The sequence below is a fragment of the Parachitinimonas caeni genome, from assembly GCF_030129945.1.
In the GTDB taxonomy this organism is placed as follows: Bacteria; Pseudomonadota; Gammaproteobacteria; order Burkholderiales; family Chitinimonadaceae; genus Parachitinimonas; species Parachitinimonas caeni.
Genome location: NZ_JARRAF010000025.1, coordinates 21782 through 48435, shown reverse-complemented (window position 1 = coordinate 48435; position 26654 = coordinate 21782). Strand labels below are relative to the sequence as shown.

The following is a 26654-nucleotide window of genomic DNA, read 5'->3' as shown; positions in this document are numbered from 1 at the left end:
TGACCGGGTTTTTTATTGATTGATTTAAATGGCGGTTGGAGGGATTTATAGCAATTCCTCGCCGATTTCAAGCGCACTTTCTGCACCAAAGCGAATAGTCTGTGCCAGCGCTGCAACCTGAGGCAGCTGATGCGCGGCAAAGAAGCGTGCTACGCTGATTTTGCTCTCGAAGAAGGCCGCATCACCTTCGCCGTCGGCAAGCTTCTGACGGGCGATCAGGGCTGCGCGCCCGAGCTGCCAGCCGCCAAGCAGTATCCCCATTTGTTTGAGGAAGGGTACCGAACCTACGGCTGCGGCTCGTGGGTTGCTATCAAAGGTCGCCAGCAGATAGTCAACGGTCTTGATGGTGGCCTCTTGTGCCGCTTCCAGTGCATCGCCAATCACAGCCAGATCACCCGCCGCTTTAAGTTTGTTGACGGTTGCTGCAACTTCCGTGAGAAGGACTTTGGCGGTTGTACCCTTTTCTGACGCCAGCTTGCGGCCGATAAGGTCGAGTGCCTGAATCCCGGTTGTGCCTTCGTAGATCGAGGTAATACGGGCATCCCGGTAGTGTTGTGCAGCACCGGTTTCCTCAATAAAGCCCATCCCGCCGTGAATCTGCACACCCAGAGAGGTGATTTCATTGGCCTGCTCGGTGTTCCAGCCTTTGACGATCGGGATCAGGAAGTTGACCAGCGCCTGCGCTTTCTGTTTTTCGGCAGCATCAGGGTGTCGCGCAGCTTTGTCGAGTGCAGCACCTGTCAAATAGGTGAGGGCTCGCTGGGCCTCAATCTGCGAACGCATGGTCATCAGCATGCGGCGCACATCCGGATGCTTGATGATGGCCGCCGAACTGGCGTCATCAGACCCCAGGGCACGGCTTTGTACCCGATCTCTGGCATAGGCAACCGCTTGCTGGTAGGAGCGCTCGGAAATCGCCATGCCTTCAACGCCAACGCCCAGACGGGCATGGTTCATCATGGTGAACATGTATGAGAGGCCACGATTGGCTTCACCGACCAGATAGCCCACTGCATTGCCGTTGTCGCCGTAGCTCATGACGCAGGTAGGACTGCCATGAATGCCAAGCTTATGTTCAAGCGACACACAACGAACATCGTTTCGGGCACCCAGGCTGCCATCGGCATTGACCAGGAATTTGGGAACCACGAACAGTGAAATACCCTTGACCCCGGCAGGAGCATCCGGCAAGCGAGCCAAGACGAGATGGACGATGTTATCGGCCATATCGTGCTCACCCCAAGTGATAAAGATTTTCTGGCCACTGATCAGGTAGCTGCCATCACCTGTGGGGTTTGGAACTGCTTTAGAGCGGACTTGGGCCAGATCGGAACCTGCTTGCGGTTCGGTCAGGTTCATGGTGCCAGGCCACTCGCCCGAAATCATTTTGGGCAGATAGATGGACTTGAGTTCGTCCGAAGCATGGTGGTGCAGGGCCTCTGTCGCGCCTAGTGTCAGCAGGGGGCACAGGCTGAATGACAAATTGGCGGCGCACCAGAGCTCTTCGACGGCCATTGTGACCAGAGCTGGCATGCCCTGCCCGCCGTACTCGACGGGGCCACGCATGCCCACCCAGCCGGCATCCCGGAACTGGTGGTAGGCATCCCGAAAACCAGGGGCGGTGGTAACGACGCCGTTGTCTACAGTGTTGCCATGCAGATCACCGTTCCGATTGATCGGCGCCAGTACGCCCTCAGCAAACTTTGCTGCTTCTTCCAGAATGGCATCGACCAACTCAGGGTTGGTGTCTTCATTGCCGGGCAGCGCGCAGACTTCGCTGAGACCAGCAAGTTCATTCAATACAAACCGGATGTCGTTGACCGGGGCGCGATAACTCATGGCGAGACTCCTGAAGCGGGAGGATTAGAGGACGTTACGGCCAAGACACACAACCCATGCTGGTGTGAGTGGGCGAGGCGATGTGGCTTGGTGGTACAGCCCGTAAAAACGGCTGCCTAAGCAGCCGTTCAGAGACTCCGCTGCTTGGTGCAACGGAGCCCGGAGAAGTAGGACTTACTTCGACAGTTCTGACATCAGTTCTGGCACAACCGAGAACAGATCGCCAACCAGGCCGTAATCGGCCACCTGGAAGATCGGTGCTTCTTCGTCTTTATTGATGGCAACGATGACCTTGGAGTCTTTCATGCCGGCCAGATGCTGGATGGCACCGGAGATACCAACTGCCACATACAGCTGAGGCGCAACGATCTTGCCGGTTTGACCAACCTGATAGTCGTTTGGTGCATAACCTGCATCAACCGCCGCCCGTGATGCGCCGACCGCAGCGCTGAGTTTGTCAGCGAGAGGTTCGATAACCGCCTTGAACTGCTCGGCCGAACCGAGCGCACGACCACCAGAAACCACGATTTTGGCGGCGGCCAGTTCCGGGCGGTCCGACTTGGTCAGCTCTTGGCCGATGAAGCTGGCAGTACCGGTATCTGCACCTGCTGCAACGGCTTCAACAGCGGCCGAGCCACCAGCGGCAGCCGCTTCGAAGGCGGTAGTCCGTACGGTAATGACTTTGATGGCGTCTGCAGACTTCACAGTCGCCAGCACGTTACCAGCGTAAATTGGGCGAACGAAGGTGTCCGCAGACTCAACGGCGACGATATCGCTGATCTGGGCAACGTCCAGCAAAGCGGCTACACGTGGCAGGAAGTTCTTGCCGAAGGTGGTGGCTGGTGCCAGAACATGGCTATAGCCACGGGCCAGTTCAACGACCACAGGCGTGATGTTCTCGGCCAGCTGGTGAGCGAGGTGGGCGGCATCGGCCAGCAATACTTTGCTGACACCCGCGATCTTGGCGGCTGCTTCTGCTGCAGCCCCGCAGCCTTGACCGGCTACCAGTACATGGATGTCTCCACCGATTTTCTGGGCTGCACCAATCGTGTTGAATGTGCCGGACTTGATAGTGGTGTTGTCGTGTTCTGCAATAACCAGGATCGTCATGATCAGAGCACCTTCGCTTCGTTCTTGAGTTTGGCAACCAGCTCTTGCACGCTGGCAACCTTGACACCTGCGCTGCGCTTGGCAGGCTCGGCAACCTTGAGGACCGTCAGACGAGGTGCGGGATCAACGCCCAGATCGGCCGGAGTGGTCTTGTCCAGAGGCTTCTTTTTTGCGGCCATAATGTTCGGCAGCTTGACGTAGCGTGGCTCATTCAAACGCAGGTCGGTGGTAACAATTGCCGGCAGCTTCAAGGCAACGGTTTCCAGTCCGCCGTCGATTTCACGGGTGACATCAACCTTACTGTCTGCAACGACGACCTTGGATGCAAAAGTACCCTGCGGCCAACCCAACAACGCAGCCAGCATCTGGCCGGTTTGATTGGCGTCATCGTCGATAGCCTGCTTGCCGAGGATGACAAGCTGAGGTTGTTCTTTGTCTACGACGGCCTTGAGCAGCTTGGCAACCGCCAGTGGCTGCAACGGGGCTTCGGTCTCGACCAGAATGCCGCGATCGGCACCCATCGCCATGGCAGTACGCAGAGTTTCTTCGCACTGCTTGACACCCAGAGATACCACAACAATTTCGCTGACCTTGCCAGCTTCTTTCAGGCGAACGGCTTCTTCCACCGCAATTTCGTCGAATGGGTTCATCGACATTTTCACGTTGCCGATATCGACATCGCTGCCATCGGCTTTCACCCGCACTTTCACGTTGTAATCTACAACGCGCTTAACCGCGACCAGTGCTTTCACAGTTCCTCCGGATCAGAAAGATTGCAAACAGATGTTAACGGCGAGACTGCACATCGCCGTCTTCAAAAATGTGCTGGATTTCGAGCGGCGCAAGGATAGCACTGGCCCAAGGGGGCGTCACCGACCGGCCGTTGTTTGCCGCACTTCCACTACATGGTAAAGACTAGCACAACTCGCAAAATTCAAACAAGCGTTTGATTAAAATCGTGCAGCACCCTCTCCACGAGGTGAGGGCGCAGATATCGTGGAGTTGCAAGGGTATTTGCCTTTTGTAAGGGTGATTGTCAGAATCAAACGCTTTGCCGCAACGCAGCAAAGCCGGGTAATTTGTCGGATTGACAGTCAATTTGATTATCAAGTGCTGACGAATTCAATAATTCGAACTATTTATAGGATTGGCAGACGTTCTGAGTGCTTGTCGGGGTAGATTGATCATGAGTTGATCTGCGGGTGCTGGCGATGGGTTGTTTCCAATGAGAAAACATATTCTCAACCGCACCATGCGACGGGAAGTCAGGGACTGCCGGAGGGTACGGATTTGACGGTATTTTTTGAAGATATTGTGATCGGTCAAACGGCTGAATATGCAAGAACCGTGACCGAAGCCGATGTTGTGTTGTTCGCAGGCGTGACGGGCGATACCAATCCCATGCATCTGAATCAGGAGTTTGCGGAAACTACCCGGTTCAAGGGCCGCATCGCGCACGGGGCATTGACGGTAAGTTTTGTTTCGACGGTATTGGGCACGCAATTGCCCGGGCCGGGGACGATCTTTCTGGCTTTGAATGCCCGGTTCAAGGCACCGGTACACATTGGCGATACGGTGACGGCCAGAGTGACGGTGACGGCTATTGATCCGGAAAGAAAGCGTGTCTCATTGGCGACGCAATGTCTGGTCAAAGGCCTGCCGGTGCTGGAAGGTGATGCACTGGTGATGGCGCCCTGTCGTGCCGAGGGATGACAACCGTTGAGTCTGTTCTCTGACAAAGAACACCAACATGTAAACTGGATTTCATATGAAGAATACTGCCACGTTGCTGATCAACTGCCCTGATCGAAAAGGATTGGTCGCCGCGATTGCCAATTTTCTATACACCTACGATGCCAATATTCTGCATGCCGATCAGCATCAGGATGAAACCGAGAACCGCTTTCTGATGCGTGTCGAATGGGATCTGGCCGATTTCAAGCTGGATATGGATGCATTCGGGGCCGCTTTTCAGCCGATCGCAGATCGGTTCTCGATGGAATGGCACCTCAAATTGTCGCAGCGCAAATTCCGGATGGCGATTTTTGTGTCGAAGTACGACCATTGCCTGGTGGATTTGCTGCAGCGCTGGCAATCGGGTGAGTTGTGGTGTGATATTCCGCTCATCATTTCCAATCACGAAGATTGCCGCAGGCATGCCGATTTTTATGGCATTCCGTTCCATGTTATTGAAGTCAATCGCGAGAACAAAGCTGAAGCGGAGGCCCGCCAGATGGCCTTGCTGCAGGAGCATGGTGTCAATCTGATCGTGCTGGCGCGCTATATGCAGGTTTTGTCGCCAGCGTTTACGGCGGCTTATCCCTACCGCGTCATCAATATCCACCATAGTTTTCTGCCGGCATTTGATGGCGCCAAGCCCTACCATCGAGCCCATGCGCGTGGCGTGAAATTGATTGGGGCGACAGGCCATTACGTCACCGAAATCCTGGATGACGGCCCGATTATCGAGCAGGGGGTCATTCGCGCCTCGCACCGCGATACCGTTGAAGATCTGATCCAGAAAGGGCGTGATCTTGAACGCGTTGTTCTTTCGCGTTCGCTACGCTGGCACCTGGATCACCGGATTCTGGTCTGCGGCAATAAGACGGTGATTTTCGACTGAGCGCAGGATCGTTTAAGGGGTGGTCGACTTGTCGTAAAAGCGGTAACGAATGTCGAATGGTCAATATCCTGCCGGGTGTCGCCGGACTACACTGTACCGGATGGCACCCGGTTTCAATTGATGCAACGAACGGTGCCCGGTGCGTCCATTCTGCCGGTTGCAGGAGAGGCGGATGGTCGAGGGGAGGTCGGGGAAGCTTTGTAAGGAGAGTTGCCATGAGACATTTTGCAAGTTTGGGATTGCCCCTCGTTGCACTGCTGGCCGCCTGCGCCCATGTTCCGCTGGATATCAGCTATCTTGATGGACAGCCTTATCACAAGACCGAACCTCGACATTATCCGGTCCGAGTTCTGGCGATAGACGGCAGCTATACAGTAGATGGCAACCCGGTGCGCGTCGAGCCAGGGCAACGACAGTTAAGAATATCTGCCGCCCCGGTCGCTGGCTTCAGCCAGCCGGTGATTCAGGATCTGGCGTTTACGGTAGAGCCTTGCAAGCGCTACTATCTGGCCGCCAGACGCGAGAGCCCTCTGCAGCAGCGCTGGGAGCTTGTCGTTGACCATGTCGAGTCTCGCTCCGCCTGCACCTGAGGCATTTTGCCAATCCGATGCCATAAGCTGAACCCTGCCCAAAGGGGGCGGCTTGGCCGATAGCCGCCGCCATGGAGATACATGGCGGCGGCTGTTTTATTGTCTGGTCGTATAGCACGCCAGGGGCATTGGGCATTTCGCCTGTACATAACCACGAAGGTCTCGCCTTCATATTGCTGAGTTGTCATGAATAAATTGTTGTCCGATGCGCTGAGCCTGGCGCTGTTGCGCGTCAAGCCCTTGTCGCACTATGTTTACCCGTTCTGGTTGCCGATGGTCTGGCTGACGCTGATTGCTGCCATGATGTCGCCGGGTTTGCCTTTGCTGAATGCCAGTTTGCCCGCCAAGTTTCTGGTTGTGGCAATCGTGCAATGGGTGGAAGTGCTGGTACTGACGTTTGTGATGAGCTGGTGGCTCAAGCTTGGAAACCGCTGGAATGGCGATGGCAGTCTCTTCCCGCTAATTGTCGTTGCGTCAACGGTGCAGCTGTTGGGAATAGCAGTATCTGCGCTGGATCTGGTGCCACTGGCGTTGATCGCCGCAATTTACCGGTTAGTGGTGCTGGTCCATGCCATTGCGGGCGCAACAGGTGTGCGCAAGTCTTATGTGGTGGGCGGAATTCTGGTGTTCCTGCCGGTTGCAGTGGTTGTGACCTTGATATTGGCGCAGATTGCGGTAGGCACCGGCATGATAGAGCTTGACCCTGCGATGTTCGGCCCGGCCGACTTGCCGGGGAATGATGCGCCTGCGCCAAACAAGGCCTGAGGTCGGATACGGACTCCATCAAGAATTTTGAGGCGATAACAGCGCACACCCAGAGACTAACCTCTCTGGCAGACGGAATGGCGCCAACCAAAAAACGAATTAGGAGTATCCATGGCGGGATTTCGCTACGACGCGGTACGTGCCGCAGATGGAAAGTCACAGTCCGGCGTGATTGAGGCCGATAACCTGCGCGCCGCTCGCGCCAGCTTGCGTGAGCAAGGGCTGTGGCCAACCGATCTGGCCGAGATTACGGCGGGGGATGCTGGCCCCAAAGTTGATCGTCGCCGTGGCCTGAATACGGCACAACTGGCTTTGTTTACCCGCCAATTCTCAACCTTGCTTGACGCGGGCCTGACCATTGAACAGGGGCTGAGCGTGGCAATCGAGCAGGCAGAACAGGCACGGGAACGGGACGTGCTGGCCGCTGTGCGTAGTGAGATCCTCGCTGGTTCCTCGCTGTCCGCCGCATTGGCACGTCAACCCAAGGTCTTTCCCGAACTCTATCGGACCGTGGTTCGTGCGGCGGAAGAGTCCGGCAAGTCCGCTGCAGTGCTTGGTCGATTGGCGGACTATATCGAGGCCAGGCAGGCGCTGGCTTCCAAGGTTGGTTTGGCGTTTGTCTACCCTGCCGTGGTATTGGTCGTATCTCTATTGGTCATCATCGGTATGCTGACCTGGGTGGTACCCCAAATGGTGACCGTGTTCCAGAGTGCGAAACAAACGTTGCCGCTGCTGACGCGGGCTTTGCTGGCAGTATCGGGGGGGCTCAAGGAATGGGGCGTGATTGGCGCGATAGGGCTTGGTGTGCTGGGCGTGGTTGCTGAGCGGGCCTTGCGTTACGAATCAGTGCGGCGCCAGGTGGATGGCATGTTATTGAAGTTGCCTTTATTCGGTCGCTTCGAGCGCGCGGCCAACACCGCGCGGCTGGCGTCTACGCTGGCGATTCTCACCGGCAGTGGAGTGCCCTTGCTCAATGCCATGAACGCAGCGGCGGGTGTGGTGTCGAACCGCGTCCTGCGGGAAGTGGTCCACGAAGCTGCCAAAGATGTGCGCGAAGGTGCCACCTTATCGTCGGCGCTTGGCCGAGCCAAGGTTTTTCCGCCGGTTCTGGTACACCTGATCGCCAGTGGTGAGGCCAGTGGACGCCTCGAAACCATGCTCGACAAGGCAGCCCAACAGCAGACGGGTGAACTTGAAGCACGCGTTTCCACTTTCACCAGCTTGTTGGGCCCGTTGATGGTTCTGGCAATGGGGGGCGTGGTGCTGTTGATTGTGCTGGCGATTCTGCTGCCAGTGTTCGAAATGAATCAGATGGTCAAGTAAACATGAATGACAAGGAAACCCGCGTTGCCGATCTGAGGCGTCTCGTCGCCGACTTCGTCGCTGCACGCGAATGGCAGCCTTACCACCAAGGCAAGAATCTGGCGATGTCGATTGCGATTGAAGCGGCAGAGTTGATGGAACATTTTCAGTGGCAGGACGGTCGAGAAGTCCTGCCGTCCGAGCAACTGGGTGAGGTAGCCGAGGAGCTGGCGGATATCGTGATTTATTGCCTGAGTTTCTGTAATGCCCACGGTATTGATCTGGCAGAAGCTGTCGAGGCCAAAGTCCGCAAGAATGAGGGCCGGTTTCCGGCCGTCAAGTCACGCCTCGGCTAGGCGCTGTTGACGGTTTGTTTCCGGTCACGCTGGGCCGAGCATTGGGGTAGGGCGCCGTTAGGGTTCGCTTATTGGCGTGCTAAGCCACGCGCACCCTGCCTCGGCCCGCCTCAAATCCGGCGAAGCGCGATCCGGCAATAACAGACCAACAGAACCTAAGCAACCGTTATTGCAAAACACTTATACCTGTACGGGAGATCCAAATTGAAAAAAGCTGCAACATCCCCTCGCCACGCACGTGGTTTTACCCTGATTGAAATTCTGGTCGTGATCACCATTCTGGCTATCCTTGGCGCTCTGGTTGTGCCCAAGATCATGAGCCGTCCAGATGAAGCACGGGTGGCTGCTGCCAAGCAGGAGATCGGTTCGATCAATCAAGCATTGAAGCTATACAAGCTCGACAACGGCCGCTATCCCACCTCCGAGCAGGGCTTGCGGGCACTGGTTGAAAAACCGACTGCCCCGCCTGCGCCCAGCAACTGGAAGTCTTATCTTGACAAGCTGCCGCGTGATCCTTGGGGTAACGAATACATCTATCTCAATCCTGGCGTGAAAGGGGAGATCGATATCCTGTCCTATGGGGCGGATGGGCAATCCGGTGGTGAAAAATATGATGCCGATATCGGCTCCTGGGCACTTTGATCCGGTGACTGCGCCACGGCGACTCCCCCAGCTGGGCTTCACCTTGATTGAAGTCATGGTGGTGCTGGTCATCATTACGGTGGTGATTGCGCTGGCGGCAGTGAAGTTTGGCGAACCTGCAGAGGCTCGTCTGCGACGCGAGGCAGAACGGCTTAGCCTGTTGTTTGAAAGTGCCCGTGACGAGGCGATTGCCAGCGGTGCCCAGCTGGCCTGGGAGCCGCAGAAGCTGGGCTACCGTTTTGTAAAGCGGGATGAACAGGCGCAGTGGGTTGCCATCAGCGATAACGACAGTTTGCGGCAGCGCGATCTGGCCGACGGGCAGCATTTTGGCGAGTTGCGTGTGAATCGGCAGCCTCTGGCCCCTGGTGGCCGCCTGTTATTTTCGCCTAGCGGGGTGAATGACCCATTCACCGTGGTGCTGCTTGATGAGGAACGCCGTGTGCAGCTGGATGCCGATGCGATGGGGCGTCTGAGTATCGGTTCGGTGGAGGCTTTGCAACGTGCGCCCTGAGCAACGTGGTTTTACTTTGATAGAAGTTCTGGTGGCACTGGCGGTGCTGGGGATTGCCCTGGCTGCGGCAATTCGTGCCACCAGTGGCGTGATTGACGGATCAATCGACCTGCGCCGCCATCTGGCGGCCGGCTGGGTGGCCCAGAATCGCCTGGCCAGCTATGCCGCATCTAGCGAGTGGCCGGATGTTGGCGAGCGCGAAGGCCGGGAAGAGCAGGCGGGCATGCAGTTTACCTGGCATGAGTCCGTCCGCGAGACGCCGGACCGTTCTTTTCGGCGCGTCGAGATCCGCGTCAAGGCGGATGGGGCGCAGAACGATTCCGCCACGCTAGTGGGTTTTCTAGCGCATATCAAACGTCAGCAATAGGTCGGGCGTCAGCCGAGCACGATTGGGTTTGGCGGATGCTTTTCCTGTGCAATGGATAAACAGGGAGTTGGCGCGTCCAACGTCTTATCAGGGTTTGAGTTGCCATACATGAGGGACCTTGATTGATCGGGTCTCCGCAACCCCCAAAAAGCGGGCCAGTCGCTACGGCAGCTGGCCCATTTTTTTCTGTGGACGTTTTGCTTTCGGATCACGTTTCGCCGGATTTAGGCTTGCCGCAAGGGCGAAAATCGCGCCGCTTGGAGGTCAGCCACGCGGTTTTCCCCTTGGACGCACAGGCTGTAAGGCTTGCAAGGCAAGTCAGCAGCCTGGCAGTCAACGCCACGGCAGGCCCCAGCCTAGCACTTGCCATTCCGACACTGGGTAATGTCAAACGGCGGCATGGGCAGGTTTAGCGCTTCGATTTTGCTGCGGGTAGCAGCGGTGGGCTGCAGGCCCCACTTGTCGTAGAAGCCCAGCAGGTTGTAGCCCGAGATCTTGGCCGAGGCCAGCAGGAACAGTTGCTTTCTGGAGCCAGATTCGTTCACCCACTTTTCACCGGTCAAGATACCCTTGCCCTGACGGACTTCGCGTAGTGCCTGGTAGAGCTGCGGATAGAAGTTCTTGCTGCCGAAGGCGACATTGAGTTGCCACAGCATGGCCAGCTTGATCCGGCCGTCCTCAATGTTGTCGAAGACACGGGTGGGTTGCGCAAAATAGGCTTCCAGAGTGGCCGTACGCTTGGCATCCATGCCATCACCCAGCCCATTCCTGGTCTGGATATTCAGCGAGTGAACATTGTTTGAAACCTCGCTCAGTGCGTTCCATGCCCACCAGCCGTCGTAGTTGTGGCCCAGCTCATGCCAGTCTCCCCAGGTTCCGGGGTAGGGGGCGGTGGTGTCCTCCAGCAGCCAATCCTTCGCTTTGGAGACTTTCCCCATGATCGGGTTGCCGCTGTGCATCCAGCCTGCGCTGGTTTCGAAGTCAGATACATAACGGGTGAGGCTGGCTGTTGCCGTATTGGGCTCCGGCAGGTTTGGGGCAACACCGGTAAAGCGATCGTACTCATCGCGCATGGCGTCCCAACGGGCCATCAGTTCAGTCGGTTTTTGTACCGCTCGGGCCATTGTCGTGGGCACCACCAGTCCGATGCGATGCCCTTCGATCTCTGCCCAAGGCACGTCGAGCTGCTTGAGTGTGTTGTTCCACTCCGCATTGGTGGTGACTCCCGCCTTGAAGCTTGGCGCGCGTACCGCACCGGTGATTTCAACCTCAACGACACCTTGAGCAAATTCCGGTTCGATGTAGATCAATCCGCCAAACGGTGAGGAGATCCGGTTCTCGCCATCCACCAGCTTGGCGTACTGGGTGACTTTGGGGGCGCGTGGCCATTCGTCACGACCATCGAGCTGGTCGTCGTGCGGCCCAACCTCGACATTCATGTCCAGACCTTTCGGGATGGTGATGGTGATGGTTTCTCCCGGTGCCAGATAGAGGCCTGTGCGCATCCACTGGTCCCCTGCGCTGGTGTCAAGCTGAAGCTTGACCTTGCCAAGGCGCTCGCTGGTACCGACCTTGCCGGGGAAAATGGACGCGGTGGGGTCCGTGGCCTGACCGGGCCGGAGCGAGGCGCGGCGATAGTATTGCCATAGCAGCTCGCATTCCATGGTGCGTGCATATTGCTTGGTAGTGTCTTCGCAATTCAGGCTTTTCTCTTTGCTGTTGAGTGCGGCATACAACTTGTCACGCGCGGGTTGCAGGACGGCTTTCAATGCAGGGTGGTTGACGTTGCCATCCACCAGCTTGAAAGCGCGGGATTCGAGAATGGACAGCCGCTCGCTTGGGCTGAGGCGAGGATCCAGTCCAGGGATGTCATCAAGCTTGATCTCGCCTTTGCGTAGCTTCAGCCAGTAATTCAATGCAGTGGGGGCGTAATGCAGGCGCAGGGCATCCTGATTGGTGACGGCGTGGGTATCCCGATCCCCTGTTGCTCGCATGCCCATGCCAACGCGCTCAAGGAACTGCGCCAGCGGGTAGTCGCGGAAGTAGGGGTCTCGTGGTGCGGTGCGCTTGGCGAGCCAGGCTGGTGGGTAGGATTGCAGCGCCCAGAAACTGCGGGAAATCAGCACGGCCCCCCCTTTCTGGATGTAGGCCTCGATCAATGCCGTTTCCTCTTCGTCCATATCAAAACCCAGCGCGATCACTGGATTCACCTTGGGGTCGAGCATGGCAGCCGTAAAACGTGGCACCACAGTAAACCGGACCGGAAAGCGTGGATCGACCGTTTTCACCCAGGCGGATTCCTTGACCAGCATATTCATCTTGGCACCGCCTGCCAGCGCCTTCTGGTAGGCACCGCCGGAAGGCGTGGACAGCCATGTCAGGACATTGTCGAGGAGGCGATGCAGATCGTCGGCGGTCGAGGTTTCCATCGCGTAGCGCAGGTCGCCGCTGCCGTACACGAATAATCGCCCATCGCCATAACGGGCAGCGGCACCGAGGTGCATGTCGTTGCCACCGGACACAACCGGGAAGAACCGTTCGGAATGAATGGTGATGCCGCCGACCCGGCTTTCAGAAGGGAGTGGAACCTGGGTAATGCCTTTGAGGAGCACGGCCATGTCATTGCTGATATGGCTGGTAAATGATTCGGTCAAAGGAACCGTTTTGGAAAACATGGCGGTTTCAGGGTTGGTGGTGGCGGTACCGGTACCACTTCCGTTACCTGTCCCCGTGCCGGTTCCACTGCCGGTGCCACCGGAGCCATTTCCCGGATTCGTTCCGCCGCCCGAGCCACCAGTGCCATTGCCGCCTGTGTTGGTACCGCCATTGCCGCTACCCCCGTCCTTGTCATTGATGGGCATGGCTGAAATCAGCTTCCAGCCATCGGTTTCCGGGGCAAACAGTGCACGCACCAGCTTGCCCTCCAGCTGTAGTGCCGGGATCAGCAAATGGCGATCCGCGACAGAGTAATAACTCGGAGCGTTGCTCGCGTTGGCTGCTTCCACCTTCACTAGCCGCAGCAAGGTGGTTCCACCCCGACTCACAACCGTGAACTCTGCACGATAGTGCTGGGCTGGTTGGCTTGGACTGACCGTTACGGCGACATCGGTGAGTGTCAGGCGGTTGGTGGCATCCACGATAGGCGTGTTGCTGGGCGGCGGCAGTGATTGGCGTGAACGCAGCTCGAATTCGGCGGGCTGTGTGGCCGGTATCAATTGAAGTTCGACTTGCTGCTTCTGGTTGGTGTTGCCGGCTTCCTGGACTTCCAGTGTTGGCAGGACCAGTCTTCCGTCGCTGAGGTTAAGCGCGGCCAGGCCAGGCAGATCGGCACTAAGGCTGTTGGATTCGAGGCGAAATCGGGCGGGGCTGCTGCCCTGTATCTGTTGCAGCTGGGCGTCGTACTGACCGACCCAGCCGGGCAAGGAGACGTTGACAGCGCGCAGGCATAGTCGGCCATCACCAAACCATGTTGGGGTATTGCAGTCAGCCGCATGACTACCTGCAGGGAAGGCACCAGCAATCAGCGTGGCCAGGAGTATGGGGGACATCAAACGGTTCGTAGGCATTTTCATCTCGCATTAGTAAGTTTTGCTAAATGGCAAGATGCTATTAGCATTAACTATGCCAGAGGAATAGTTAAGGAAATGTGTAAAGATTCAACCAATAAATGGCTGCCAATGGGTATTAATTCACAGACGTATGACGCAATTTGTCACATTTTTCAGTAAATATGCAAATAGCATTTAATTTGATGTCGAAGTTCGGCTCAGAAGCGGAATTGGATTATTGAAATGAATCTTAATAATTAGGCGGGATGATTGGGCCGGGCACGCTGGCGTGCCGGTTGCAAGGATGGAAGCGCAAAGCCGTGCGAGGCTGGGAGCCCCGCACGGAAGAGTGATTAAAAGAAGCCCTTACCTTCTCAGCACTTGCCTTCGCGGCACTTGCTTGGATCTACCGGTGGCTTGGGCAGATTGAGGGCACCGATCTTGGCACGGGTATCTGTAGTTGGCTTCAGGCCCCACTTATCGAAGAAGTCGAGCAGGTTGTAACCCGAGATCTTGCTGGCAGCGAACATGAACATCTGCTTGCGGCCATCTGAAGTTGTCGGCCATGTCTCATCCTTCAGAACCCCAGCCTTGCCCAGATCGCGGTAAGACGAGTACATCTTGGTGTAGAAGTCATCGCCACGGAAGGCGAGATTCAACTGCCAGAACATCACCAGCTTCAAGAAGACGTCTTCGATGGCGTCGTAATCGCGGTTCGGATCAAGGAACAGTTTGTCTGCCGTCGCGTAGAGCTTGATGATGTTCTCCGGATAGCCGTTTTTGGTCAGGATATTGAGCGAGTGGATATTGTTGGTGACCTCACCCAATCCATCCCAGCCAAAGCTGCCTTGCATATTGTGCCCAAGCTCGTGCCACTCCCCCCAGCCGCCAGGGTAAGGCTTGCCATCCAGCTTGACCCAGGTGGGTGGAACGTCCGTAAACGTCATGATCGGGTAACCGCTATGCATGTAACCGGCACTGATGTCGATGTCCGGCACATAACGATGTTGGCGTGGACTGGACTGATGCTGTGGCTCCGTGGCGCTCGGGCTGAGGCCGGTGAAGCGGTCGTATTCATCGGCCATGGCGTCCCAGCGTGCCATCACGGCAGCGGGCTGGGTAACCGTCCGGGCCACCTCCGCAGGAACGGTGATGATGACGCGGCGACCCTGCAACTCGGCCCAAGGTGCGGGGGAGTTCTTGATATTGGCGTTCCAGTCCGCGTCGCTGGTTTCTCCTGCCTTGAAGAACGCTGCGCGGGCTGCGCCGGCGATCGTGACATCGACAACGCCTTGCGGCTTGTTCGGCACCAGATAAATCAGGCCGCCAAAGGGTGAGCTTAGTTTATTTTCGCCTTCCTTCAGATCCATCCAGGTCGCGACGCGATGCGGGCGACGCCAAGTGGTGTGATGGCCGGTCCAATCCTTATGCGCACCAAGCTGTACCGCAAACTCATTGCCTTTGGGGATGGTGATGGTGATGGTCTCGCCCGGCGCTGCATACAGGCCGGTACTCATCCACTGATGCCCTGGTGCGGTATCGAGCTTGATCGAGATGTTGCCGACCCGCTCGCTGCTGGCAACTTTGCCAGGGAACAGGTCAGCCGTGGCATCAGCGGCCTGGCCCGGTGCCAGAGACAGGTTCGCGTAGTACTGGCGCAGCACTTCGCAGTCCAGATTGATCTTATCTTTGACGTTTGGCTCCTGGCAGTTGAAGGTTTTGCTCTTGCGCAGGGCCTCCTGCATCTTGGGCATGGCTGCGCCAATCAGCTTTTGCAAGGCCGGGTGGTTCGGATTGGTTTTAAACAGCGGGAAGGCTGCGGAGGTCAAGAGCTTCTCCCGGGCGGCGTCATCCGGCAGATCTTCCAGGCCAGGAATATTGGCCAACGTAGTGCTGCCTTGACGATACTTGACCCAGTAGTCAAGCGCCGTTGGCGAGAAGGTCAGCTTCAGGTCGGCACCGTTCTGAATGGCTGTCGAGTTCTTGTCACCCCAGGTGACCAATTCCAGACCGAGGCGTTTGAAGAACTGCGCCAGCGGATAATCAAGATAGCGCACGTTACGCGGGGCGACCGCCTTCTTGACGGCCTCGTAGGGGTAGCTCTCCAACGGCCACCACGAACGCAGAACCATGACGGATCCACCTTGGCGGATGTAGTTTTCGAGCAGCTTCACTTCTGCCTCGGTGACGTCGAAATTCAACGCGATAACCGGATAGCGCTTGGGATCGAGATTGGTGGCGGTATATTCAGCGACCTTGGTAAAGGTAACCGGGTAGCGCGAATGGGGAGTCTTGAATGGGGTGTTGTCCTTGGTGAGGATCTGTAACTTGGCGCCACCAGCCAGGGCCTTGTCATAGACGCCACCGCTTTGCTCGGTCAGCCAGCCCAGAGCATTGTCGAACAGGCGGTGCAGATCATCATCGTCACCAGTGCCCATGGCCTGCATCATCAAAGAGCTGCCATAGAAGAACAGACGACCTTTGCCCAAACGGCCAGCCACGCCCAGATGGCTGTCACCCAGTGCGGTAGCGTAGGGGAACAGACGGTCGCTGGAGATGCGCATGCCGCCAGGAATGCCGTCGGTTGTGCCTGGGGCCACTTTCATGCCTTTCAGCAGGCGGGCAATGTCGCTGTCAGCATAGTTGACGAAGAATTCTTCAGCCGGGATGGATTCCGGGCTGGAGCCGGTTTGAGGAGTTGTACCCGTTGTTGGTGTCGTGGTGCCACCGCCAGTACTGCCGCCGGTGCTACCGCCAGTATTCCCACCTGTGCCGCCGCCGGTATTACCACCCGTACCACCCCCAGTGCTTCCACCTGTGCCACCGCCGGTATTGCCGCCCGTACCACCTCCCGTGTTTCCACCTGTGCCACCGCCGGTATTGCCACCTGTACCACCACCGGTGTTTCCACCTGTGCCACCGCCAGTATTGCCGCCCGTGCCACCACCGGTGTTTCCTCCGGTACCTCCCCCGGTATTGCCGCCCGTGCCACCGCCAGAACCCTTGGCTTCGACCGGTGTGGCCGATATCAGCTTCCAACCTGTGCTGGAAGGGGCGAACAGGGCGCGGACGGTTTTGCCATCCAGTACCAGTGATGGAATCAGCAGGTTTTGGTCAAAAAGAGAGTAGAAGCTTGGGTTGCTGGTGGCATTGGCTGCATCAACGCGGGTCAGCTTCAGCTGCAGATTGCTGCCTGAACCGATCACCATGAACTCGGCACGGTAATGTTGCAGGACTTTATTGCCAGGGATTGCAACGGCCACATCCGACAGGACCAGGCGACTGTTTTCGATAGTCGGGTTGGTGGCAGGAGGGGTTGAGCCGGTTGTGCTCTGGTTATGCAAAACGAATTGAATGGGATCGGTCTGCGGGACAAGCTGCAGCTCGACCTGGTGTTTCTGTCCGGCTGCAGTAGTGTTTGCGCTGCGGATTTCGAGTGAGGGTAGAACCAGTCTGCCATCACTCAGATTCAGGGTTGCCATGCCGAGTTGATTGTTGCCGGCGGTATGGCTCTGCAGGGTAAAGCGGGCAGGTGAACTATTGGGCACCTGCTGGAGCATGGCATCGTATTGTCCGACCCAGCCGGCGGCAGTGATATTGATGGCCGGCAGACACAGGCGCCCATCGCTGTACCAAGTGGGGCTGTCGCATTCAGCAGCGTTGGCGCTGACCTGGAAAGAGCTGGCTACCAGCACGGTAAGCAGCGTGGGGCGCAAACGGAGCGATTTCAAAACAGACATGGGGACCTCGCAGTAAATGACAAACAACTATTAGCGTATCCTGATATAGCACGAGCTATGCCAATGTCTTTAATGCGTTGTCAGACAAGCGAATATCCTGGTCTCCATGGTAAATAGTTGACGTTTTCCTGACATAATTTGTCACAAGCTGCCAATTTTGCAGTTTGTCTTCACAATGACTTTAGATTTTCTTTAACTTACCCACGGTCAGATGGCTTGCTTGAAACCGCTTGCCTGGGTGGCATGAGACAAGGCCATGGCAGGAAAACGCGTAAACAGGCTTGGCAGGCACCTTAATTATTGGTATCACCACGGGCGGGCAGTTGGTCGGTTCCGCCTCCGCCTCGCTGGGGTGGCGCTATCTGGGTTTTGCAGGCCTTTCGTCAGCAGAACCTAATATATGTATTCCCTTCAGGAAATTGACTTGCATACCTCTCGCATCCCCAAAGGCTTTACCCTGATAGAAATTCTGGTTGCGCTGGCTGTGTTTGCAGTCATGTCGCTCATCGCCTATCGCGGCGTTAGCGAGACTTTGCTGGTCAAGCAGCGGCTGGATGTCGAAAACCGCAAATGGCGCGATCTCACGCTGATTCTGGGCCGGTTTGACGAGGATGTGTCGCAGATCGTCAATCGCAACTGGCGTGATCGCGGTGGCGTCGGCCAGCCCTCGGTGCGTGGTGGGCCGGAGTTGGTGCAGGAGTTTGATGCCAATCTGGAAATGATCCGCTTTGATCCCTCAGCCGGTTTGGTGCATGTGGGCTATCGGGTAAAAAACGGCAAACTGGAAATGCTGCTGTGGGATGTGATTGACCAGGCGCCGCGCACCGAGCCGGCGGTCCACACGCTGCTGGATCAGGTCAAGGCGCTACAGGTGCGCTTTCTCGACCCCAGCGGGCAATGGCACCCACGCTGGCCCCAAGCTGCTTTTGCCAATAACCTGCCGCGTGGCGTTGAGTTGAAGCTCACACTGGCCAGCGGTGAAACCATTACCCGCCTACTTGCCTTGCCATGAAATCAACACTCAAACACCAGCAGGGCGTTGCCATCATTACTGCGGTTGCCGTGGCTGCGCTGGTGGCAGCGGTCGCCTCGTTTATGGGCTGGCAGTTCAGCCTGTGGTTGCGTCAGGTTGAAAATCAACACGATCTGGCGCAGGCGCGCACCGTGGCCAGGGCGGCGATCGACTATTCCCGCTTTCTTCTGCGCAAGGATGCACGCGAAACCAATTACGACCACGCAGGGGAGGCTTGGGCTGTGCCGATCAATAACCTTACGGTCGAACAAGGGATGACCGGGGGCTCCATTCATGAGGCGCAAGGCAAGTTCAACCTGAATAATCTGATCAACAACGGCCTGCCCAGCGAACAGGATGTCGCGGTGTTCCGACGGCTGCTTACCGACCTCAATCTTTCACCCGATCTGGCCAATGCCGTGCTGGACTGGATTGATATCGATGCCGAAGTACGCTTTCCAGGGGGGGCGGAAGATGGCGACTATCTCGGTCTGACGCCGCCCTATCGTGCGGCCAACATGCTTTTGCAGGATCTATCCGAACTCCGCCGGATCAAGGGCTTTACGCCGGAAGTGATCACGGCCCTCAAGCCTTTTGTCACCGTATTGCCACAGCAGACGCAAGTGAACGTGAATTTCGCACCGCCTGAGCTGCTGGCTGCGCTGGTGCCGGGGCTGAGTACGGCTGATGCAGCTGCCTTGGCACCCATTCGCACCGGCAAACCGTTCGATGGCCTGGAGGCGTTCCGGGTTGCTTTGCCGCAGAACGTGGCGGAGAACTTTCGTGGCGAGGCATACACCGTTGGCAGCCGCTACTTTCAGATAGATAGCAATGCCAAGTTCGGCCGGGTGACGGTCAGCTACTCGGCGCTGGTCGAACGTAATGGCGACACCATTCCCCGGCTGATCTGGCTGGCGCGGCGCTGATTTTCCATGGCCCGGCATCCGATGCGGGCCTTCGCAAACTTACCTGTTCTGACGTCATTTCCATGAGCTATACCCCCATAACGCCCGCCAGGCTGGCCTGGGCTGCCGATGGCACGCCGTTTTCCGAAGCATTTGGCGATGTATACCACTCCGTAGACGGGGGCTTGGGCCAGGCCCGCGCCGTATTTCTGGGCGGCAACGGGCTGCCTGACCGCTGGGCTGGACGGGCCGGCTTCACCATCCTGGAAACCGGTTTTGGCCTTGGGCTCAATTTCATGGCGACCTGGCAAGCCTGGCGCGAGCACGCTGAGCCTGATGCTGTCCTGCACTTTGTGTCGATCGAGAAATTCCCCTTTGTCAGGGCTGATCTGGCCATTTTGCACCAGCGCTGGCCAGAGCTTGCCGAGCTGTCGGCTGAGTTGCTGGCGCAGTGGCCGGAGCCCGTGGCGGGTCTGCATCGGCTGCATCTGGCAGGCGGCCGTGTTTGCCTGACGCTGGCCTTCGGTGATGTCGAGCAGATTCTGCCCAAGCTGGTACTGCAAGCGGATGCCTTGTTTCTGGACGGATTTGCTCCCGCAAAAAATCCTGATATGTGGTCAGCCAGCCTTGCGCGATCGGTTAGCCGGCTGGTAGCGGAAGAGGCCACTCTGGCCACCTATACCGTGGCGTCTGCAGTGCGGCAGGCTTTGCACGATGTCGGGTTTGTCACCGAAAAGATGCCGGGCTACGGCCGCAAGCGGGATCGCCTGCAAGGCCGGTATGCGCCGCAACGCCGAACGCCACCTGGCCAGAGGCCGTCCGCCAGTCGCGAACGCCGCGCCATTGTGATTGGCGCCGGTCTGGCTGGGACGGCGGCCTGTGCCCGGTTGGCGGCGCGGGGCTGGCAGATAGCGCTGATCGACCGGCAGCCGGGCCCGGCGATGGAAACGTCGGGCAATCTGGCCGGGATTTTCATGCCCGTGTTAACGGCGGATGACAATCTGGCCGCCCGCCTGTCGCGCGCGGGCCTGCTGTACGGTCTGCGGGCCTGGCCGGAGCTGGAGCCTCATGGCTTACGCTGGCAGCGTTGCGGGGTCTTCCAGATTGGCAAGGACGACAAACATGAAGCTGAGCAGGCTCGGGCTGTTGGCTTGCTCGGCCTGCCTGAGAGTTTGGTGCGCTATCTTGATCGGGACGCCGCGAGACAGTTGCTGGATGTCTCGGTGACAGGCGGCGGCTGGCATTTTCCCGGTTGTGGTTGGTTGAGCCCCCCCACGTTATGTGAAGCGCGCCTGCGTCAATGCGGTGCGGCCATCACACGGCACTACGCAACCCACGCTGCACGCCTGCAGCGGGACGGTGAGACATGGCAGGTCTTTGATGCGGAAGACCGGCTGATTGCCGAGGCGCCGGTGGTGGTGGTGGCGGCGGGTGGGGAAGCCATTGAGCTGGCGCCGCTCATGGGCTTGCCCCTCCGGCGCCTGCGCGGTCAGGTATCCATTTTACCCGTGCCACCTGTGCCGGCCCTGACACAGGTGGTGTGCCGGGAAGGGTATATTTTGCCGCCGATTGATGGCATGAATCTGATTGGCGCCAGTTACGATTATGGCGATCTGGACCCCACACTGCGCCACGATAGCCATGCCGGCAATCTGTATCGGCTTAATCGTTTGATTGCCGGAGCAGGGGAGGGGATCGACCCGGCCGGACTGGCGGGGCGCGTCGGTTTCCGCTGTGTGGCCAAGGATCGGCTGCCGATGGTGGGGCCGGTGCCTGACTTTGCGGCTTTGCAGACGGCCGATCCGGCACGCAGTACCCTGGCCAATCTGCCACGGCAGGCGGGGCTGTATGCCTTGCTGGGGCTGGCATCCCGTGGGGTCGTGTGGAGTCAGTTGGCCGGTGAGTTGCTGGCAGCGCAGATTTGCAGCGAAGCCTTGCCAATGGAGAGCGACCTGGTCAATGCCATTGATCCGGCGCGATTCTGGCTGCGCGAAGCCCGTACCAGCTGAGCGCGGAAGGTTTACTGACGCTTACTGATTATTCGAGCCGTCGCGATCTTTCCGCCAGAGCTCGTCCCGCGCCTTGGCATCCCCCAGATACTGGGCGGTGATGCGCCGCAGGCTGCCATCATCGCGGATCATTTCCAGTGTGCGTTGCAGCAGCTTGGCGTCTGCCATATCGACAATGCCGGAATTGATCAGAATGCCACCGATGGCGCGCGGTGCCTCGGGGATCGGGACGATGCGCAGCTGGTTGCCAAGACGCATTTCATCCACATGCAGCCGATACACCTCGGCAAAACCAAAGGTGGCACCCACCCGGCCGATAGCCAGTTTGCGGTAGATCGACCGTATCGAATCGGTGGGCTCCCGCCGTTTTTCCGGCAGGCTGCGCAGATAATTGTCGGCCCAGCCGCCATACGAGGCGCCTCGGAGTGTGCCGAATATCACCCGGGGGTTGGTGAACGCCGCATTCGGTGTCTTGGCGCCGTATTCGCTACGGATGATCAGATCAATCGTGGCGGCGCGCAGGGGAATATAAATGTCGTTGGGCGAAGGGTTACGCAACGGGGCGGCGAGGCCAAGCATGGCAATCTGATTGGCGCCCATCATGGCGGAAACCCTGGGCGCGGGCATGTCTTCGATGGTGATCTGACAGCCGCTACGCTGCGCCAATTCGTGAAAGACATCCACCACAATGCCACGCAGCTGGCCGTTGTCGTCCTGAAACGCGGTATACCCGAGCTGACTGACCACGGCGGTATAGGGCCGGCTGCAGGTGGATTGCGCCTGCGTAGCCAGCCCCAGCAGGCACATGGCGGTTAGCGCACGTAGCGCTTTTCTGAGGTGACGTCTGTCACGGTTACCCAAACAATCTGCTTCCATTACCGAATTATCGCCCACAAAACCTGATTTGAGCGCAGACATTGCTGAACCCTGTGTTAGCGGTCAGACCGGTCCGCCGCGTCTCGAAGCAGCACGTTTCATGCCTGCACACTCAACACGCCATCACGGTCCAGTCGGTAGCTGGCATAGTCGCAGGCCAGGGAGAGACGTCCGTGATAGTGCGCGGCGGCTTCCTGCCGGATCTCCTCGATCGACGTTGTGGCATCGGCCGAGTCCTGATAGCGCGGGCTGAAGTGAGTCAGAACCAGATTGGGCAAGCCCACCTGGCTGGCAAAGCGGGCAATGCGCTCCGCCGAGCAGTGCTGTGGGCCGGCGCCAACTTTTTCCAGTACTGCCTGGGTGTAGGTTGCTTCATGCACCAGTACATCGGTCCCGTCACAGGCGGTGGTCAGCCTGCTTGGATCATCGTTATCGCCCGAAATAATGACTGAGCGCGGACGCCGTGCGGCGGCCTGGAAGTCGGACGCTTGCAGTACACGGCCATCTGGCAGGGTGACGTCTTTCCCGGCCTTGATCTGAGCCCACAAGGGGCCAGGAGGAACCCCTTCTGCCATCAGCTTTTCGTGTAGCAGCTGGGGTGCCTGCTCCGGCTCGGTGAAACGATAGGCAAAGGATTCCACCCGGTGTGATAGTGGAACGGACTGGACTTTCAAGCCAGAGCCGGTCTGCGCCAGATGGGCCTCTTCAGGCAATAGCCATTGAATCTCATAGCCAAGGTACAGCTCGGTGTGTTGAGCCACAGCCTCAACGAACTGACGGATACCGGCTGGGCCGACAATGGTCAGCGGTTCTGAGCGACCGGCCATCTGGGCGCTGGCCAGTAGCCCAGGCAGGCCATAACAATGGTCACCATGCACGTGCGTAATGAAAATCGCCGATAGCGTGCGAAGTGAGTAGGGGGTGGCCAGTAGTCGGTGCTGAGTGGCTTCCCCGCAGTCGATCAGTTGCCAATCACGGCTGCCCACGAGCCGCAAGGCTGCGGCTGACACATTGCGGGTGCGGGTTGGGGTACCGGATGAGGTACCGAGAAAGGTAATTTCCATAGCTTTATGTTTATTTATTATTGAACTGGTCGATTGGTCTACCTGTGCGGACGAAAGTTCACGGCTTGTTGCGCGGTGGCTGGCGTCATCATGATTGGAATGGAAAATTCATTGAATATTCAATGACAAATGAATGTTACGGCTTGGTGGAATTTTTCTCTGCCGATAGCTTTTCCTGCAGGATTTTCTCGATACTGCCTTCACCCAGAAAGCGGCTGCAGGCTTTTGCCATTCCTGCACGCTTTTCTGCATTGGCACCTACAACATCCCCAGAAACTTTCTCGGCGGATTTGCCGAGTTCGCGATCATAAAATGCATTATCCCCATCGAGGTATTTCATTGCTTCCAAAAGCAGATTACTACCCACCTCACGTAAAGCGGCCTGCTTGCTCGCGGTAACAACCAGAGACAAGGCATTGTAAGTATTGCCGCAGTCGATCAGCTCTCGGGCCAGATCATGCTTGGGGTTTGCCAGCGCCGGGCTGGATAGGGCAGCCGACAGCGTGCCGACAATCATCAGGTGAAAAATAGGCTTCATGAGATATATCCTTTTCGGATTGCCAGTAATTCGTGGCAATTCACTGTTGTAAGCAATATAAGAATGTGTTGATAAACCCTGATCATTTAAATTGAATCGTGCAGATTATTTTAATGCAGGTGTTTTCAGGTAAATGCGATTAATACAGCGAGAGGCCGGGTCTGGTCAAATGCAATACGGCCAATTGTGGAATATGAATATTTGTGCCGCATCCGAGTGCGGCAGTGGGATGGCGGCGCCACTGCACAGCGTCCAGGCGTCGCCAAGACCTCAGGGGTTAGCGTGGTGGCGGACATCCGGCTTGACGATGGGCACGGACCCTGGGGTGGGGAGCGTGAGCCGGGACAGCACTTTGCCGACTTCTGCCGCCGGTGCCGGACGCGAGTACAGGAAGCCCTGCATGATGGTGCAGCCGAGCCGATGCAGGGCATCGGCCTGCGCCTGCTGCTCGACGCCTTCTGCTACCAGCTCCATCCCTAACCCTCGCCCCAGATTGATGATGGCGCTGATGATTTTCGAGTCGCCGGTGTCGGTCAGCATGTCGCGTACGAATGACTGGTCGATTTTCAGCACATCCACCGGAAAACGCTTGAGATACGCCAGGCTTGAATAGCCCGTACCAAAATCATCAATCGCCAACCGCACCCCGAGCTGCTTCAGTTTCTCCAGGGTGACACGTGCCGCCGCGACGTCGTGCATCAGCACACCTTCGGTGATTTCCAGTTCAAGCAGACGGGAAGGCAGGCCGCTTTGCAGCAATGCGTCGTGGACGGTCTGGGGGAAAACCGGATTCAGAAACTGCACGGCAGAGACATTTACCGACACGGGCACACTCTGGCCCTGCTGGTGCCAGGCATAGACCTGACGACAAGCCTGAACCAGCACGAACTGGCCTATCGGTTCGATCAGATTGCTTTCCTCGGCGAGCGGAATGAACTCACCGGGTGAGATCAGCCGTCCCGACTCATGCCGCCAACGGACGAGCGCCTCCAGGCCGACGATGGTGTGGCGGGCAATATCGACTTTAGCTTGATAGAACACCTCGAAATGCTGCTTTTCTATGGCGTGCCGCAACTGATGGGCCAGCGCATAACGTTTGCGCATCTTGTCTTCAATATCGCGCGAGAAGAATTGGTATCGGTTACGGCCGGTCTGCTTGGCCAGATTCATGGCCGCATCGGCATGGCGCAGCAAGGTTTCCTGATCGTCACTGTCATCAGGAAACAAACTGATACCAATACTGAAAGTCAGGCCGAACTTGTTATTACCAACCACATAAGGACTGGCCGTTTCCCCAATCAGCATTTCGGCGATGGTGCCGGCTTGTTCAACGCTGTCCAGACCCGGCAACAGGACGACGAATTCATCGCCCCCGCGCCGGCTCATGGTATCGCTGTCTCGCAGGCGACTGCGCAGACGTTGCGCCACCTGGCGAAGCACCTCATCGCCGGTGGCATGGCCCAGTGAGTCGTTGATGAACTTGAAGTGATCCAGGTCGATGAACAGCATGGCGACCCGCTTGCCCTCCCGGCGTTACATGGCCATAGCCTGCACAGTTCGGTCCTCAAGCAGAATGCGGTTGGGCAAGCCGGTCAGCACATCGTGCTGGGCAAGGTGGGTCATCTTGATCGCCAAGGCCCTGGCGGCGCTGACGTCGTGGAAAACCATTACCGCACCGGCCGGGTTGCCTTCATGGTCATGAATCGGAGAAGCCGAAGTCTCGACCGGCCACTCTCGCTGATTGCGGCATTGCAGCATGTAATTGGTGGTGACACCGATGATGCGGTTTTCCTGCAGCGCAATACGCGCCGGGTTGCGCACCGGCTCGCCAGAGTTCGCATCGTGCAGAGGCATGACGTCTTCGATGGGCCTTTGCATGGCCTCGCAGCTCTGCCAGCCGGTCATTTCCTCAGCGATTGGATTCACGAACATGATGCTGCCCTGGTTGTCGGTCACCACCACGGCGTCGCCAATGGAACTCAAAATGGTACGAAAACGTTCCTTTTCGTTATGCAGGGCCTGCTTGGCGACTTTGTGGTCGGTAATGTCTGTCAACAGCATCAAAAAGCCGTCTATCGTTCCTTCGGTACGACCCGTAATCAATGAAGCCTGCACATAACGCAAAGGCTGGCCTGGCGGCTCAAGCACCAGCTCAAACGAAGACTGCTTGCCTTTCAGCACCTCCTCAACAGGCGTCTGCACGGTAGCGAACGCTGCGGCACCCAGTACGCTCTCAAGATGCTGCTCGCGCATGGCTCGGGCGGTCAGACCAAACCAGTGGCCGTCCGGATCGTTGCAGAAGCGGTTGCGCAGATCCATTCCCCAATAGGAAACAAAGGCCGGCAGATTACGAACCACGCTGGCGAGGTCTCGCTGGGCGCGTGCCAGCGCATCGGCTTGGTATTTGAGCTTGAGCTGAATCTGGACCCTGGCGCGAACCACAGGCACATTCAGGGGCTTAGTCAGAAAGTCGAGGCCACCACTGACCAGCGATTGCACCTCGTGCACCGTGGCATCGTGGCCGGTGACAAAAATAATGGCGCAGTCAGCGGTGATCGGGTCGGCCTTCATGGCTTCGCAGACTGCATAGCCATCCATGCCCGCCATCTCGATATCGAGCAAGACCAGGTCAGGACGTTTATCCCGAGCCAGCTCAAGCCCTTGCATGCCGTTTCCTGCCGTCCAGACTTCCCCGATATCTGCCACGGCTAAGCTCAGGAGCTGGGTGGTCGAGGGGGAATCGTCAATCACAAGAATCACCGGCCGGCGACGGCCCGTTGTTTTTTCAAACATGAGGAAGTCTCTTCGGTGGTCAGGCCCGAAAAATCGTTTGCAAAAAGCGCGCTCGCCAGCAGAC

Annotated in this window: 22 protein-coding genes and 1 pseudogene; 12 read left to right on the top strand and 11 right to left on the bottom strand. The window is 57.7% G+C overall.

From position 1 onward, the window contains the following. Positions 1-45 precede the first annotated feature (45 nt). The 3 genes from PZA18_RS17520 to PZA18_RS17510 all read right to left on the bottom strand — a co-directional run bounded on the left by PZA18_RS17520 (position 46) and on the right by PZA18_RS17510 (position 3701). Complete coding sequence (locus PZA18_RS17520; RefSeq protein ID WP_284102170.1) at positions 46-1839, bottom strand: acyl-CoA dehydrogenase C-terminal domain-containing protein; 1794 nt, start codon at positions 1837-1839, stop codon at positions 46-48. 174 nt (positions 1840-2013) lie between these two features. Then, the gene (locus PZA18_RS17515; RefSeq protein ID WP_284102169.1) at positions 2014-2949 is read right to left on the bottom strand and encodes an electron transfer flavoprotein subunit alpha/FixB family protein; all 936 of its coding nucleotides are present in this window, start codon (positions 2947-2949) and stop codon (positions 2014-2016) included. A 2-nt stretch (positions 2950-2951) separates the two neighbouring features. After that, the gene (locus tag PZA18_RS17510) at positions 2952-3701 is read right to left on the bottom strand and encodes an electron transfer flavoprotein subunit beta/FixA family protein (protein WP_284102168.1); all 750 of its coding nucleotides are present in this window, start codon (positions 3699-3701) and stop codon (positions 2952-2954) included. A gap of 538 nt (positions 3702-4239) precedes the next feature. Between PZA18_RS17510 and PZA18_RS17505 the strand changes: the two genes are divergently transcribed. The 9 genes from PZA18_RS17505 to gspI all read left to right on the top strand — a co-directional run bounded on the left by PZA18_RS17505 (position 4240) and on the right by gspI (position 10105). After that, positions 4240-4662 (top strand): MaoC family dehydratase, encoded by a 423-nt coding sequence (locus PZA18_RS17505; RefSeq protein ID WP_284102167.1) that lies wholly within the window; start codon positions 4240-4242, stop codon positions 4660-4662. A gap of 55 nt (positions 4663-4717) precedes the next feature. Next, a complete protein-coding gene (purU, locus tag PZA18_RS17500; protein ID WP_284102166.1) occupies positions 4718-5572 on the top strand; it encodes a formyltetrahydrofolate deformylase in 855 nt (284 codons plus the stop codon). Positions 5573-5787: 215 nt separating this feature from the next. Further along, a complete protein-coding gene (locus PZA18_RS17495; protein ID WP_284102165.1) occupies positions 5788-6162 on the top strand; it encodes a hypothetical protein in 375 nt (124 codons plus the stop codon). Positions 6163-6348: 186 nt separating this feature from the next. After that, entirely contained in the window at positions 6349-6927 is a 579-nt protein-coding gene (locus PZA18_RS17490) for a hypothetical protein (protein ID WP_284102164.1), read from the top strand. Positions 6928-7038: 111 nt separating this feature from the next. Then, the gene (gene gspF / locus PZA18_RS17485; protein ID WP_284102163.1) at positions 7039-8250 is read left to right on the top strand and encodes a type II secretion system inner membrane protein GspF; all 1212 of its coding nucleotides are present in this window, start codon (positions 7039-7041) and stop codon (positions 8248-8250) included. Between the two features lie 2 nt (positions 8251-8252). After that, a complete protein-coding gene (locus PZA18_RS17480) occupies positions 8253-8585 on the top strand; it encodes a nucleotide pyrophosphohydrolase (protein ID WP_284102162.1) in 333 nt (110 codons plus the stop codon). 204 nt (positions 8586-8789) lie between these two features. Beyond that, positions 8790-9227 (top strand): type II secretion system major pseudopilin GspG, encoded by a 438-nt coding sequence (gspG, locus tag PZA18_RS17475; protein ID WP_308447416.1) that lies wholly within the window; start codon positions 8790-8792, stop codon positions 9225-9227. Further along, positions 9196-9738 carry a type II secretion system minor pseudopilin GspH gene (gene gspH / locus PZA18_RS17470; protein WP_284102161.1) on the top strand — a complete coding sequence of 181 codons (543 nt, stop codon included), beginning with the start codon at positions 9196-9198 and terminating at the stop codon, positions 9736-9738. The genes gspG and gspH overlap by 32 nt, the downstream gene beginning before the upstream one ends. Next, entirely contained in the window at positions 9728-10105 is a 378-nt protein-coding gene (gene gspI, locus PZA18_RS17465; protein ID WP_284102160.1) for a type II secretion system minor pseudopilin GspI, read from the top strand. The genes gspH and gspI overlap by 11 nt, the downstream gene beginning before the upstream one ends. Positions 10106-10461: 356 nt before the next feature. Here the strand turns inward: gspI and PZA18_RS17460 are convergent, their stop codons facing one another. Beyond that, positions 10462-13653, bottom strand: a complete 3192-nt coding sequence (locus PZA18_RS17460; RefSeq protein ID WP_284102159.1) for a M60 family metallopeptidase — start codon at positions 13651-13653, stop codon at positions 10462-10464. A 374-nt stretch (positions 13654-14027) separates the two neighbouring features. Then, positions 14028-17393 (bottom strand): M60 family metallopeptidase, encoded by a 3366-nt coding sequence (locus PZA18_RS17455; protein ID WP_284102158.1) that lies wholly within the window; start codon positions 17391-17393, stop codon positions 14028-14030. Between the two features lie 424 nt (positions 17394-17817). On the opposite strand from PZA18_RS17455, the gene gspJ reads away from it, so the two are divergent. From gspJ to mnmC, 3 genes are all read left to right on the top strand, one after another. Beyond that, a complete protein-coding gene (gspJ, locus tag PZA18_RS17450; RefSeq protein ID WP_284102157.1) occupies positions 17818-18405 on the top strand; it encodes a type II secretion system minor pseudopilin GspJ in 588 nt (195 codons plus the stop codon). Next, the gene (gene gspK / locus PZA18_RS17445; RefSeq protein ID WP_284102156.1) at positions 18402-19331 is read left to right on the top strand and encodes a type II secretion system minor pseudopilin GspK; all 930 of its coding nucleotides are present in this window, start codon (positions 18402-18404) and stop codon (positions 19329-19331) included. The genes gspJ and gspK overlap by 4 nt, the downstream gene beginning before the upstream one ends. Positions 19332-19393: 62 nt before the next feature. Further along, positions 19394-21319: a bifunctional tRNA (5-methylaminomethyl-2-thiouridine)(34)-methyltransferase MnmD/FAD-dependent 5-carboxymethylaminomethyl-2-thiouridine(34) oxidoreductase MnmC gene (gene mnmC / locus PZA18_RS17440; RefSeq protein WP_284102155.1), complete on the top strand. Its 1926-nt coding sequence runs from the start codon at positions 19394-19396 to the stop codon at positions 21317-21319. Between the two features lie 21 nt (positions 21320-21340). Here mnmC and PZA18_RS17435 read toward each other — a convergent pair whose 3' ends face one another. The 6 genes and pseudogenes from PZA18_RS17435 to PZA18_RS17410 form a co-directional block, all read right to left on the bottom strand. After that, the gene (locus PZA18_RS17435; RefSeq protein WP_284102154.1) at positions 21341-22237 is read right to left on the bottom strand and encodes a substrate-binding periplasmic protein; all 897 of its coding nucleotides are present in this window, start codon (positions 22235-22237) and stop codon (positions 21341-21343) included. 56 nt (positions 22238-22293) lie between these two features. After that, the gene (locus tag PZA18_RS17430) at positions 22294-23259 is read right to left on the bottom strand and encodes a ribonuclease Z (RefSeq protein ID WP_284102153.1); all 966 of its coding nucleotides are present in this window, start codon (positions 23257-23259) and stop codon (positions 22294-22296) included. Positions 23260-23395: 136 nt separating this feature from the next. Next, the gene (locus PZA18_RS17425) at positions 23396-23797 is read right to left on the bottom strand and encodes a hypothetical protein (protein ID WP_284102152.1); all 402 of its coding nucleotides are present in this window, start codon (positions 23795-23797) and stop codon (positions 23396-23398) included. Positions 23798-24067: 270 nt separating this feature from the next. Continuing rightward, positions 24068-24961 carry a putative bifunctional diguanylate cyclase/phosphodiesterase gene (locus tag PZA18_RS17420; protein ID WP_407951196.1) on the bottom strand — a complete coding sequence of 298 codons (894 nt, stop codon included), beginning with the start codon at positions 24959-24961 and terminating at the stop codon, positions 24068-24070. Then, positions 24938-25315: pseudogene (locus PZA18_RS17415) on the bottom strand (diguanylate cyclase domain-containing protein); the annotation flags it as partial. The pseudogene PZA18_RS17415 and the gene PZA18_RS17420, both read right to left, overlap by 24 nt. A 15-nt stretch (positions 25316-25330) precedes the next feature. Further along, a complete protein-coding gene (locus tag PZA18_RS17410; RefSeq protein ID WP_284102151.1) occupies positions 25331-26590 on the bottom strand; it encodes a PAS domain-containing protein in 1260 nt (419 codons plus the stop codon). Between the last annotated feature and the right edge of the window lie 64 nt (positions 26591-26654).